This is a genomic window from Dactylosporangium sp. CA-233914 (assembly GCF_050942935.1).
Classification (GTDB): Bacteria; Actinomycetota; Actinomycetes; order Mycobacteriales; family Micromonosporaceae; genus Dactylosporangium.
This window is the reverse complement of record NZ_CP192030.1, coordinates 7,624,720-7,637,357: the sequence shown is the minus strand read 5'-3', so window position 1 is coordinate 7,637,357 and position 12,638 is coordinate 7,624,720. Positions and strand designations below refer to the sequence as shown.

At 69.4% G+C, this 12,638-nt stretch carries 9 protein-coding genes; 8 read left to right on the top strand and 1 reads right to left on the bottom strand.

Going from position 1 to position 12,638, the window contains the following annotated elements:
• Nucleotides 1–22 precede the first annotated feature (22 nt).
• The 4 genes from ACQPY0_RS33990 to ACQPY0_RS33975 all read left to right on the top strand — a co-directional run bounded on the left by ACQPY0_RS33990 (nt 23) and on the right by ACQPY0_RS33975 (nt 3,559).
• The gene (locus ACQPY0_RS33990) at nt 23–835 is read left to right on the top strand and encodes an IclR family transcriptional regulator (protein WP_432969839.1); all 813 of its coding nucleotides are present in this window, start codon (nt 23–25) and stop codon (nt 833–835) included.
• Nucleotides 836–926: 91 nt separating this feature from the next.
• Nucleotides 927–1,538: a bifunctional 4-hydroxy-2-oxoglutarate aldolase/2-dehydro-3-deoxy-phosphogluconate aldolase gene (locus ACQPY0_RS33985; RefSeq protein WP_432969836.1), complete on the top strand. Its 612-nt coding sequence runs from the start codon at nt 927–929 to the stop codon at nt 1,536–1,538.
• A 209-nt stretch (nt 1,539–1,747) separates the two neighbouring features.
• Nucleotides 1,748–2,653: an alpha/beta hydrolase fold domain-containing protein gene (locus ACQPY0_RS33980; protein ID WP_432969833.1), complete on the top strand. Its 906-nt coding sequence runs from the start codon at nt 1,748–1,750 to the stop codon at nt 2,651–2,653.
• Between the two features lie 105 nt (nt 2,654–2,758).
• Nucleotides 2,759–3,559, top strand: coding sequence for an IclR family transcriptional regulator (locus ACQPY0_RS33975; protein WP_432969830.1), 801 nt, complete (start codon nt 2,759–2,761; stop codon nt 3,557–3,559).
• Between the two features lie 75 nt (nt 3,560–3,634).
• Here the strand turns inward: ACQPY0_RS33975 and ACQPY0_RS33970 are convergent, their stop codons facing one another.
• Nucleotides 3,635–7,621, bottom strand: coding sequence for an NEW3 domain-containing protein (locus ACQPY0_RS33970; RefSeq protein WP_432969827.1), 3,987 nt, complete (start codon nt 7,619–7,621; stop codon nt 3,635–3,637).
• A 494-nt stretch (nt 7,622–8,115) separates the two neighbouring features.
• Here ACQPY0_RS33970 and ACQPY0_RS33965 point away from each other — a divergent pair, with 494 nt between their 5' ends.
• From ACQPY0_RS33965 to ACQPY0_RS33950, 4 genes are all read left to right on the top strand, one after another.
• Nucleotides 8,116–8,736 (top strand): DUF624 domain-containing protein, encoded by a 621-nt coding sequence (locus tag ACQPY0_RS33965; protein WP_432969824.1) that lies wholly within the window; start codon nt 8,116–8,118, stop codon nt 8,734–8,736.
• A gap of 493 nt (nt 8,737–9,229) precedes the next feature.
• A complete protein-coding gene (locus tag ACQPY0_RS33960) occupies nt 9,230–10,720 on the top strand; it encodes an ABC transporter substrate-binding protein (protein WP_432969821.1) in 1,491 nt (496 codons plus the stop codon).
• Nucleotides 10,717–11,706, top strand: coding sequence for a carbohydrate ABC transporter permease (locus ACQPY0_RS33955; protein ID WP_432969818.1), 990 nt, complete (start codon nt 10,717–10,719; stop codon nt 11,704–11,706). The genes ACQPY0_RS33960 and ACQPY0_RS33955 overlap by 4 nt, the downstream gene beginning before the upstream one ends.
• The gene (locus tag ACQPY0_RS33950) at nt 11,703–12,638 is read left to right on the top strand and encodes a carbohydrate ABC transporter permease (RefSeq protein ID WP_432969815.1); all 936 of its coding nucleotides are present in this window, start codon (nt 11,703–11,705) and stop codon (nt 12,636–12,638) included. The genes ACQPY0_RS33955 and ACQPY0_RS33950 overlap by 4 nt, the downstream gene beginning before the upstream one ends.

Below are 12,638 nucleotides of genomic sequence, written 5' to 3'. Positions count from 1 at the left end.
GTAACTTCCAGAGAGGGCTCCGATGGCCGCCGATATCGGAAACAATCAGAGCGTTGAGCGGGCGCTCACGATCCTGCGGCTCTTCACCGCCGCCGGCCGGGCCGAGCTGCGCGTGTCCGACATCGCGAAGCTCGCCGAGCTCAACCTCTCCACCGCGTCGCGGCTGCTCGCGACCCTGGAGGCGAGCGGCGTCGTGGACCGCGACCCGGTCAGCGGCCTCTACCGGCTGGGTCTGGACATGGTGAGCCTGGGCGGGGCGGTGCTCAACGCGCATCCGGTGCACCGGGAGGCCCGCCAGATCGCGCAGAACCTTGCCGCCGAGGTCGGGCTCGGCGTCAACGTCGCGGTCCGCCGCGACGCGAGCCTGTTCTACCTGCTCAACTTCGAGGGCCGGCAGGCGCCGCGGTCGTTCGTGCTGGCCGGGCAGCGCAACCCGCTGCACGCCACCGGGCTGGGCAAGTCGCTGCTCACCGGTCTCGATCCGGCCGAGCGGCGCGCCCTGCTGCCCAGCTCCTGGCTGACCGCCTACACCCCGCGCACCGTCACCACCCACCAGCAGCTCGACGACGAGATCGACAAGACCCTGGCCCGCGGCTACGGCACCGAGCTCGAGGAGCTGGCCCTGGGCCGGGCCTGCGTGGCCGCGCCGATCCGCGACGCATCCGGCGGCGTGGTCGCGGCGCTGTCGGTCTCCGGGCCGCTGTCGGCCATCGACCTGCCGCACCGCGAGGACGCCCTCGCCCGCAAGGTCATCGAGACCGCCGACTCGGTGAGCATCGGCCTGGGCTACGTCGGCCCCGCCCACCGCCTGCCCATGGACACGGTGACCCCGTGAAGGACCGCACGTTCGGCTCGATCCTCATCGGCAGGAAGAACCCGAAGGACGCGCTCGCACGCGCCCGCGACCGGATGACCGTACCGATCAAGTGAGCTTCGACTTCGGCTTCGAGGAGTTGCTGTCCGGGCGGCCGCTGGTCGCCATCCTCCGTGGCGTGCCGGTCGACCGGGCGCTGGAGCTGGCCCGGGCCGTCTGGGACAGCGGCCTCGGCGTGGTCGAGGTGCCGATCCAGACGCCGGAGGCCCTGGAGTGCCTCCGCGCGCTGGCCCGGGCCGGTTCCAGCGCCGGGGCCGTCGTCGGCGCCGGGACCGTGCGCAGCCCCGCGCAGGTGGCGGCCGCGGCGCAGGCCGGTGCCCGGTTCACCGTCGCGCCCGGCTTCGCCGCCGAGGTGGCGCGGGCCAGCCACGACGCCGGGCTGGCGCACCTGCCCGGCGTGGCGACCGCGACCGAGGTGCACCACGCGCTGAACGCGGGCTGCGTGTGGCTCAAGGCGTTCCCCGCCGGGTCGCTCGGGCCGGGCTGGCTGCGCGAGATGCGTGGCCCGTTCCCGGAGGCGCGGTTCGTGGCCACCGGCGGTGTCGACGCCGGCAACGCCCGCGACTACCTGGCCGCGGGTGCCGCCGCACTCGGCGTCGGCGGCGCCGTGGCTCGCCCCGGCGGCCTTGCCGCGCTGCTGCGGGTCCTGCGCGATGAACGATGAACTCCTTGAGCGCGCAGCGTCGACTACCGGTACAAGATCTGGGGCTTCGGCGAAGGCATGGCGCTGCGCGGTCTGCAGCTGGCCGGCGGGCGGCCCGGCCGACCTGGTCGCGCGGAGCCTCCACCGCCCGCCCGACTTTCGAGGAGAGGAGGATCAGGATGCCGCTTCACCCGGAGTTCGCCGAGCACCGCCGCCGTCTCGTCGAGGCAATGCAGGCCGATCAGTCCGATCCAGCGGTGCGTGCCCGTGTCGCTGAGCTGACGGCGAAGCGGTCCTCGTGGAGCGACCCCAGCGTCGCCGTGGCGGACATCGACGTCCCCGGTCCCCACGGCCCGATTCGTTTACGCGTCTACCGGCCGCGCGGGCCGCTCTCTCGCGCGCTGCTCTGGGCGCACGGTGGCGGCTTCGGCGCCGGCTGCATCGACATGCCGGAGGCGCACACGGTCAGCGGTGAGCTGGCCCGCCGCGCCGGCGCCCTGGTGGTCTCCGTGGACTACCGGCTCGCCGGTGACGGCGTGCGGTATCCCGTGCCGCTCAACGACGTCCACGCCGCATGGCGCTGGCTCACGAGCGACGGCATCGCGTCGCTGCCCGGAGGCAGTCCGGCCGCGGTCGGCGGCGCCAGTGCCGGTGCGGCGCTCGCGCTTGCCACTGCCCTGCGGGCGCGCGACGAACGCCCGGCAGATGCGGTGCTGCTCGCCTATCCGTTCGCCCATTTCCCGAATCCGGCGCTCGACGGCCCGATCGTGGCCGAGATGGAGCTGCAACCGGCTTTCACCCGGTGTACGGCGACGATTGTGGAGGCTATGGTCCGGGGGTACGTCGGCCGGATCAGCGACCTGCCGCCGGACGCGCTGCCCGGCGCCGCGCGCCTCGACGGCCTGCCGGCTACCCGGATCTCGTTGTCCGAATACGACGATCTGCGTCCGTCCGGCGAGCTGCTCGAGCGCCAGCTGCGCGACGTCGGCGTCCCGGTCAGCAGCCTGCTGGTCGAGGGAACGCCGCATGGGCATCTCGACCACGACGGCATCATCCCGCCGGTCGAGGAGTCGCTGGAGTTCCTCGCCGGCGGTCTACGACAGGCTTCACGCCGGCCAGGAACGCAGTTTGCCTGATGTCCGATGGCTGTCGGCAAGATCTCGAGTAGCCGCGATGGAACGGCAGGCGGAGTGCATCTATGATGTGGATGGGAGAACCATATCGAGCGAGAGGTGGCTGGCGTGCCGCGTATCGTCGGGCGCGAAGCGGGTCCCGGCACGCAGAGTGTCGAGCGGGCCCTGTCGCTGTTGTCGGAGTTTACCGAGGCGCATCCGCAGCGCCGGGTGTCCGAGCTGGTGGAGGCGACCGGGCTCGGTCAGTCCACCGTATCGCGGCTGGTCGGCGCGCTGGTGGCGCTCGGATTCCTGATGTACGACGACCGCAGCGGCATGTATGGGATCGGTCCGCGGGTGATCACGCTCGCCGGTATCGCGCTGAATGAGATGCCCGTGCATCAACAGGCCCGGCAGGTCGCCCAGAACCTCGCGATGGACCTCGACCTCGGGGCGAACGTCGCTGAGCGGCGGGTCGCCGCACTGTTTTACCTATGCCACTTCGAAGGCCGCACCGCGGGACGCTCGTCGACCCTGATCGGGCGTCGCGGCCCCTTGCATGCCACGGCGATGGGTAAGGCGCTCATGTGCGAGCTGCTGCCGAAGGAACTCGGCGAGTTGCTCGGTGACCACCTCGCCCGGTACACGCCGCACACGATCACGGATCGGGCGGGCCTGGAAGCGACCCTGCGCGAGGTCCGCGACCGCGGTTACGCGACCGAGGTGGAGGAGCTCGCGTTCGGCCGGGCCTGTATCGCCGCGCCGATCCGCGACCGTACCGGCACGATCGTGGCGGCGCTGTCGGTGTCCGGGCCGCTGTCGGCGATGAACCTGCCGGAGCGCGAGCAGGTCCTGGCCACCAAGGTCATCGAGCAGGCGGACCAGATCTCGTCGGGCCTGGGATATCACGCCGTCGCGCCGGTGGGCTGAGCCGCCGTCGACGGGGAGGAGGGTGCAACCGCGTTCACGGCCGCGGGCCGTGAACGCGGTTGCGCGTTCGGTGGATCAGCGGCGGGTGAAGCGGCAGGCGTTTGCGCGGGTGTAGAGACCGCTGATCGCGGTGAGCGTGACGCCGGCGCCGGGCTCGAGGTCGAACACACCGAGTTCGCGCCATTGGCCGGCGCGATCGGTCTGATCGACATGCAGCTCGTACCGGCCTGTGGCGGTGCTCACGGTGTACAGCGCGTCCTTCGTGGTGTCGGCGTTGGTCGGGTACCACACGGACACCTGATACGTGCCGGCCTTGAGGTCGGGCGGCCGCCAGGTCACCTTCGGGCCGTAGGTCTCCGGTGGGCTGTACCGGGTGCCGGATCCGCCGTAACCGGGCAGGCCGCTCTGCAACCAGGCGCCGGCCTCGGAGTACCCCTGGTCGCCTGGAGTGATGATCAGGTCGTCGGGGTTGACCAGACGGAGACTTGTCGAGAGGAGGGCGGCGCCCCCACCCAGGTTGACGAAGACGGTGCCGCTGATGCCTGTGGCTGCCGTGCCAGGCTGGACCACGAGGTCGAACTCCGCCAACGCGCCGCCGGGGATCGTCCAGGGGATGGTCGTGGGTTGCACTGTCCACCCGATCGGCACGCTGACTCGCAGCGTCCCGGACTGGGGCATCGGGCTCCGGTTGACGTAGGCCGCGGTAACCGTGGCCGACTTGCCGATCTCCACCGTACTCGCCGAAGCGGTCACGCCTACGGATGCCAGCGGCGCGATGACTTTCAGCCGGGTCTCGGTCAGGTCCGCGTGTTGGGCGGACCCGTCCGGCCCGGCCCAGCCGAGCGTGCCGGTGATGACGGTATCCCCCGGGGCCGCGTTCGCCGCCACCGTCACCTTGTACTTCGCCGTCGCGACCGCGCCGCCGGGCAACGTTGCCGGTGGCGGGGTGTCCGAGGTGACGGTCCATCCGCTCGGGGCGGTGAGTGTCACCGTGGTCCCGTCGAGGGCGGCGCCGGTGGCGTTGCGCAGTGTGACGGTGAGGTCGAGCGTGGCGGAGGGGGTGGCGGAGGCTTGGGTGGACAGTTCGCCGCCGGCGGTCCGGCCGGGCGGCAAGGCGCCGGTGACGGTGCCCGGCAGGTACAGATCGGCCTGGGGACGGGCGAGGCCGTTGACGCTGGCCTGGTAGCTGAACCCGGCGCGCAGGTCATCCACGCCAATGGTCCACTCGTAGGGCAGCGGCTTGGCCGGCGCGTCCTGCCAGGCGCCGTCCCCGATCCGGTAGCGCAGGCTGACCGGCTGCGACAGGCCGGTCGACACGTACACGTCGTACCCGGACCGGTCCGGCCGGGGTAGCGCCATCGCGCGGATCTGATCATTGGTCGTGTCCGCCGAGCCGTCGAGGTCGTCGACGTGGAAACTTACCCCGGACCGGTCCGGGGTCCCCGGGGCGTGGTGCCAGGGAGCCAGCCGGCCGGCGCCCGGGATCTTGATCGCGGTGATGCCGTGGCCGCAGACCTGGACCTTGATCCGCGCGCCGGCGACCTGTCCGCCGTACCTGCGTCCGTCGGCGATGACCTCGGCGCGGTAGGTGCGAGCGGCGTCGATGCCGGTCAGCTCGGGATCGAAGGCGATCCAGGCCGAGCGGGTGGTCGGGCTGGCGTTGGTCAGGCTGACGTAGAAGCCCTGCGCGGACACGGCGGTGAGCCAGTTCAGCTGGGAGTCGGAGACAGCCACGATGCCCTTGGGGAAGTACGGCCAGACGCCGTCGTCGCCGTAGAACGTGCCCGGCGCGTGCCCGTACACGTGGTACTTGAAGTAGAGGTAGGCCGCCTCGAACGTGTACGGGAAGTCGATCCGGCCGTCGGAGCGGGTGTGGTGCTCGCTGATCAGGTAGTCGACCGCCAGGCCGAGCTGCGCCGGGGTGTGGTGGTAGTAGATGGCGGCCAGTCCGAACGGCCCGCGCAACGGGTAGTCCGGGTGCAGCGGCCAACTGACGAACTGCCGGTCGTAGTACCCCGGATAGCTGGTGAACCGGCCGGTCACCATGTTGTGGGTGAGGTCGCGCATGTAGGTGTCACCGGATTGGTGGGCGAGCCGGGCCAGGAACGGCGCCCAGATCGGGTTCCGGGTGAGACCGCCGCCGGGGTTGGTGCCGACGATCTTGAGCGTGGTCAGTTGCTCGAAGGTCTGCCCGGTCGTCGAGACGACCCACTTCTCCACCCGCTCCGAGGGCGGCGTGGTCAGCTCGTACTGCGGGATGCCGGGGCTGACCTTCCAGCTGTACGCGGTGAAGTCGACCGGATTGCCGACCGGTGAGGTGACCAGGCCCTCGGGAACCGGCCGGACCATGAACAGGCCCAGGTAGCGCCGGGCCTCCTTGGTGGCGGCCTGGAGCATTTCCCGGTCGCCGGTGATCTCGTAGAGCACCTGCAGTTCGAGCCAGGCCTTGACCGCCATCGCGCCGAACTGGCTCTCGGGGACGTTGGTCGTGTATGGGGCGTCGATGGCGGTGCGCGCGTACCACTTGGCGGTGCGCACGGCCTGCGTCAGCCAGGCCTCGTCGCCGGACACGAGATAGGCCGACAGCGCAACGCTCCACGGGCTGCGGTTGCTGCCGGCCTGCGCGCCGACGGCGGAGTCCATGGCGAGCTGGTTCATCCCACCGCTGGTACCGCGGAGCATGAGCGCGGCCGGGCCGATCGTGTTGACGTCGCCGTACCAGCCGCCCAGTGGGTAGTTGCCGAAGCCGGCCTTCGGGGAGTAGCCGAAGTCGTGGCGGGAGACGATGTATTCGATCATCGGCCGCGCCCGGCGCTCCCAGAGCCGGGCGTACTCCTGCGGCCGGGAGGCGACCAGGCCCGCGCCGAGCACCACGCTGCCGGCCGCGGTGCGGGACTGCTGGTCGGCCTCGATGTTGACGAACCCCTTCGCGCGGTCCCACCAGCCGGACAACGATGGGACGAAGTCGACCGAGTCGTCGCCGTCCGGTTCGATCGAGATCAGGTCGATCATGTTGTGGATCGCGCCGGTCAGCGAGGTGTCGTAGACGTTGCGCCGGTAGCGTTCGAGGCCGTACTCCTCCCGCGCCAGCGCCACGTAGGCGTCGTACAACGTCCCGGGCCGGGCGAGGACGCCGAACGCGTAGCCGATGCGGTCTCCGGCCTTCAGCGCCGACCTGGCTCCGCCGGGTGGGGCGTACACGCACGTCTGGATGCCTTCACCGAGGTTGCGCAGGCTCATCCCGAACGGCTGGTCCCAGCCAAGCGTCCGCTCATGCTCGAACAGCAGCACCTCCGACGGCACGAACGTGCCGCTGGTCAGCGCAACGGTGCCGGCCGTGCTCTGGATCAGCGACATCGGCGCGAACAGCTCCCAGGCGAGCAGAGCGGTCGGCGAGCCGATCACCTTCGCGTGCTGCAGAGCGCCGCACATGACTTCGTCGACGGCATCGAACTCGTGCTGCGCACCGGACTGGTACCCGACGACGTAGTTGCTGTCCCGATGCACTTCGAGGGTCCACTGCAGTTCAGGTTGCGGCCGGTCCACGGTCCAGCGGACGGTGAGTTCGGCCAGTCCCGCGACCCGCGCGGTCAGCTCGGCGACGGCCGGACTGAGTTTGCGCACGCTGTCGACGGCGAGCCAGCTCTTCGCCGCGACACCATAGTTGCCGAAGCCGATCAGGTTCGCCCGGTCCTCGGCGACGACCAGCCATTGCTCGTCGAACCGTTCGGATTCACCGCACGCGGTCAGCCAGCCACCGGCGTGCGCGACCTCGAGGTCACGGACTATCGCGCCGACCCGGCGACCGGCCGGATCGTCCCAGGTCGCCTGCCAGAACGTGACTCGGTGGTTCCGGCCGGCGATGCTGGTGAGCCGCTCGTACCGCAGTCCAGGCTTCGGGAGATCACGCAGTGGCACGTCTGGCGGTGGCGCCGCGACGGTGGGCTCGGCCGCCGCGGGCTCGGCCGCGGCGAACTCGGTGCTGACGGCTGCCAGAGCAGCCGAACCGACCAGCAGGCGGATCACACTGCGGCGGGAGAGGGCGGGATCCTTGGCGGTCATCGGATCGGACTCCTGTCAGGGTTGGGGGGGAACCGGACCACGCGGTTGACCGTGCTCTGGCCGCCTCGAGTACGGCGGGTTGGAATCGGTGCGATCGTCGTTGCCCTGGCCGGTCATGGCCGGGTCCGCGCGGTTGTGGGTTGTATCGTTTCAACGATGCGTCGCGGACGCGCACGCTCAGGGCGCGCTACGGTTTGGCGATTCGGGTCGACGCGCTGGTCCGGCGGCGGTCGGGGTCCAGTGCGGCGCCGGCCGCATTACCGAGCGGGATGCCGGAGGCGGTGCGATGCGGTGCGAGGTGGCATGTGGATGTCCCATCGCTATTGTGGAACCATTACTCGTATCATAGAGGCTCACAGCATTGCTGCGTCCTTGTCAAGGCCCCGTCGTCGGAGCCGGTTGATCATCGTTGGTGGATCTGTATCGTGCGTGGCGCGCCTACGTGCGATGGAGGGGGTGGGGGAATGGCGCGGGATGGTGGGCGCGGAGCCGCGGTGGATTGGCGGCGGATCTACCGGGCCGCCGATTGGTTGATGATCGCACTCGCCCTCCAAGGACTGTGGATTCTCGGGACGCTCGCCGGGCTGGTGGTGCTCGGCTACGGCCCGGCGTCCACCGCACTTGCCGCCTGCTGGCGGTCGATGGTTCACGAGAGCACTGAATCGAGTGTCCAGGAAGGGTGCTGGCGGCTGTTCTGGCGGACCTGGCGACGTGAGCTGGGGCGGAGCCAGGGGGTCGTGCTGGTGCCCACGCTCACGCTGTGGCCGATCGTGTTCTGGGCCTTGCGGACGCGATCGCTTCCGGTGGCCGTGGTGGTGCTCGCGATCGGCTGTGGTCTGCTCCTTACGCTCGTCTACTTTCCGGTCGCCGCGGCGGCCGGTTCGGGGCGCGGTGTGGTCGAGTCCTGGCGACTCGGTGTCGCGCTTGCCTGGACACGGCCCGGGCCGACCATGGGGATTGGGCTCGGCGTGGTTGCACTGGCGGTCGTCAGTGTGACCGTCAGCTCGATCGTCTGGCCGCTGTTCGTGCCAAGCCTTCCCGTACTGGCGGCTGTGTGGTCGAGCGAGCGGACGCTCGGCCGTCGTCAGGCGGTCGAGCTCGACCCGCCGGCGTAACCCAGCACGGTCGCGGACGGTTCCACCGCGGCGATGATTCGGCAGCTGCGATGGGATGCGATACAAAGATGTAACATTCACATTGTGGATTCCTGCTGCTATGGTCAACTCCATCGCCGCCGTCGAAGGAGTCTCAATGAGTGTTCAAGCCGTAGCGCGGCGACCTCACGGCGGCGGCCCAGTTGCAGGTGCTCACCACCGAGGCCGCCGCGCACCCGCCAATGCTTGTGAAACGTTTCACAATGACTGAAGTGGGGTGATCGTGTGCTCGGCTTGGTCACCTCGCAGGAGCACACCGCCTCGCCGGCCTCGTCGGCCGCGCACGCATGATGTGCGGCCTCACCACAGATTTCAATCAGCAGCCAGGGCGTCCAGAACGAGCTGTCGGCCACTCCTTCCGGGCCGCCTCAACGGCACGCAACCATCCGCCACACCCCGCCGCCCTGGGTTTCAGGACCTGCCCCAACATCAACACCCCCTGTGGAGTCTCACCATGACCGGTTCATCGCCTCCATCTCGCGTTCCCACCCTGACCCGCCGCACCCTGCTCGGCGGCGCGGCCGCCGGCATCGCCGCGCTCACCGGTGGCTGCACCCTGGTCGGTGGCGGCAGCAAGAGCGGCTCCGGACCGACCATCCGGATCGCGCTCATCCCGGACCCGACCGGCGCGTCGGCGTTCTACCGCACCCAGTTCGACAAGTTCACCGAGCAGACCGGGATCACCGTCGAGGTGATCGAGAACCCGGCCGCCCAGCAGGTCAACGCGGTCCAGCTGATGTTCAAGCAGGGCAACCCGCCCGACGTCTACCGCGCCCAGGGCGCGGCCCTCGACTCGTTCAACTCCCAGGGCTGGGCCGCCGACCTGACGGCGTACGCCGACAAGGACAAGGTCGCCGACCGGCTCGGTGCGGCCAACCTCGATCCGCGTACGTCCGGGCTGCACCGCGACGGGAAGTTGTTGTCGCTGCCGCTGGTCGCCGGTAACTGGTCGTCGGCCAACCTGCTGCTGTGGAGCAAGAGCGGCCTGGCCGAGGTCGGTGCCACCAAGCCACCGGCGACGATCTCCGAGCTGGACCAGGTAGCCCGCGCGATCAGCGCCAAGGGCAAGGGCAAGTACTACGGCTACGCGTTCACCACCGCCCTGGGCCGTCCGGCCGCGGACGTCAGCATGCTCATCAACCAGGCCGCTCCCTCGTCCATCTGGGGCACGTCGTGGGACCTGCGGACCGGCAAGGTCGCCTACACCGATCCGGGCCTGCTCCGGTCGGTCGAGTTCTACCGCAAGCTGCACGCCGACGGCGTGGTCGAGCCGGGCTGGCAGACCTGGGAGCCGACCCGGGCGTACACCGAGTTCGCCAAGGGCACCACGGCGATGTTTCTTGGCTCGTGCTATCAGGTGAACGAGATCAAGAAGCTGAGCCCGGACCTCGACTTCGGCGTCGCGCCGGCCCCGGTCCCGGACACCGGCCGGGTCGGCTACGCGGGCCAGCCCTACTCGTTCTCGCCGATCTGGTCGATGTCCAGCCAGTCCAAGAACCCCGAGGCGGCCTGGAAGCTGATGAACTTCCTCGTCTCGGAGGAGTTCCAGCGGGCCTACTTCGAGACCTTCCGGAGCTTCACCGCGGTCACCTCGGCCTGGAAAGGCAAGTCGACACTGTCGGCGCAGGAGTCGCAAATGGTGGACGTGCTGTCCGCCACGATCAAGCGCATACCCGACCCGACGGTGGTCGGTTCGGCCGCGGTTCGCCAGGCGATGATCGACTTCAGCGGGAACCCGGACTTCGTCTTCGCCAGCCTGGCGTCCCAGGCAATCTCCCGGAACCAGCCGATCGACGCGCTGGCGAAGGACCAGCAGCAGAAGGTCGAGGCATTCTGGAGCACCGAATTCGCCAAGCTCAACGACGCCGGCAAGAAGATTTCGGCCGCCGACTTCACCTACGCGGACTGGGACCTGCTGAAGGACTGGACCCCGGCCGGCCGATGACGACCGCATCCACCCACACACAGGTTCAGCCCCGGGGCCGGACCGGTCGGCGGCGCACCAACAGGAGGCGGCTGCGGCAGCGGATCTGGGCGCACCGCGGCCACTACCTGTTCCTGCTGCCCACGCTGGTGCTGTTCTGCCTGTTCACCGCCTGGCCGATGATCGCGAGCTGGTACTACGCGTTCTTCAACTGGGACGGCATCTCCGCGGCCACCGACTTCGTCGGCTGGGACAACTTCGTGGACGTCGTCACCAACCCGCGGTTCTGGAACGCGTTCAAGAACAGCCTGATCTTCTCGGTGGTGGCGATCTTCGTGCAGCTGCCGCTGGCACTGGTGATGGCGATGCTGCTGAACAACCCGCGACTGCGGGGCCGGACCCTCTACCGGCTGTTGCTGTTCGTCCCAGTGGTCACCACCACTGCCATCGTCGGCATCGTCTGGGGGATCATCCTCGATCCCAACGGGGGCGTAGCCAGCGAGGCACTCGGCACGATCGGCATCGGCCCGGTCGACTTCCTCAGCAGCGAGCACCTCGCGCTGCCGACCCTGCTGGCCATCGACGTCTGGAAGGGGTTCGGCATCTCGCTCATCTACTGGCTCGCCGCACTACAGACCATCCCGGCCGAGATCTACGAGGCGGCCCGCATCGACGGCGCTCGCGGCTGGCGGACGCTGGTCCACATCACGCTGCCCCTGCTGGTACCGATCGGCACGGTGATCGTGCTGCTCACCTTCCAGGGCAGCATGAACCCGTTCGACCTGGTCCAGGCCACCACCCGCGCCGGTCCCAACTTCAGCACCGACGTCGTCGGGACCTACATCTACCGGTACGCGTTCGAGCCGGGCAGCTCCGCTGAGGCCGCCGTTCCACGCTACGGCTACGCCTGTGCGGCCGGCATCGTGTTCGGCGTGTTCACCCTGCTGATCACGTTGGTCCAGGCGCCGTGGCTGCGCCGCCTCTACGGGAGGGGGACGCACTCGTGACCGCCACCGGCAACAGCCCCCGATCGCGTCCGGCCGAGGCCGGGCCGACCCAGCCGGCCGCCGTCGCGCCACCGCCGCGGTCGGTTGCCGATTCCACCACTCGCTGGTGGGCGCGGCACCGGATCAACCTCTGGCACCTGCTGCTCGTTCCGCTCTGCGCGCTGTGGGTGTACCCGTTCGTGTGGGTCGTCTCGGCGTCCTTCAAGTCCCAGCGTGAAATGCTGCTCGGCGGGTTGTCGATCATCCCGGACAAACCGACGCTGGACAACTTCGTCCGGGCCTGGAACGTGGCCAGATTCGGCGAGTATACGATCAACACGGTCACCTTCTCGGTAGCGGTGGTGATCCTGGTCCTGCTGGTCTCGGCGACCGCCGGATACGCCCTCGGCCGCGGCAACGTCCCCGGCCGGAAGGTGATCGTGGGCGTCCTGGTGGCAACCATGTTCATCCCGCACGGCTACACGATCATCCCGGTGTTCGAGCTGATCACCTCACTCGGGCTGTCCAAAGGCCTGATCGGCGCGGTGCTGGCCCAGGCCGGGCCGACCCATGTGATCCAGATCCTGCTGTTCATGGGCTATTTCGCCGGCATCCCGCAGGAACTGGAGGACGCGGCCCAGATCGACGGCGCAGGATTCTGGCGGACGTTCTGGTCGGTGATGCTGCCGCTGTCAAGACCGGTGCTGGGCAGTGTCACGCTCTTCGTGTTCATCTCGGCCTGGAACGCGTTCTTCGTCCCGCTGGTCTTCACCCTCGGCGACACTCGGCTACGCACGCTCGGCGTCGGGATGTACAGCTTCTACGGCCAGTACACAACCGATTGGACCGGCCTGGCCGCCGGAGCCTTCATCTCGCTGATCCCGATCATCATTGTCTTCGTCTGCCTGCAGAAGACGTTCGTGGAAGGACTCGCCGGTGCCGTCAAATCGTGA

Bases quoted from the DNA above. Each gene is read 5' to 3' on its own strand.
- ACQPY0_RS33990 (WP_432969839.1), top strand. From the start codon at position 23: ATGGCCGCCGATATCGGAAACAATCAGAGCGTTGAGCGGGCGCTCACG.
- ACQPY0_RS33955 (WP_432969818.1), top strand. From the start codon at position 10,717: ATGACGACCGCATCCACCCACACACAGGTTCAGCCCCGGGGCCGGACC.
- ACQPY0_RS33960 (WP_432969821.1), top strand. From the start codon at position 9,230: ATGACCGGTTCATCGCCTCCATCTCGCGTTCCCACCCTGACCCGCCGC.
- ACQPY0_RS33980 (WP_432969833.1), top strand. From the start codon at position 1,748: ATGCAGGCCGATCAGTCCGATCCAGCGGTGCGTGCCCGTGTCGCTGAG.
- ACQPY0_RS33970 (WP_432969827.1), bottom strand. From the start codon at position 7,621: ATGACCGCCAAGGATCCCGCCCTCTCCCGCCGCAGTGTGATCCGCCTG.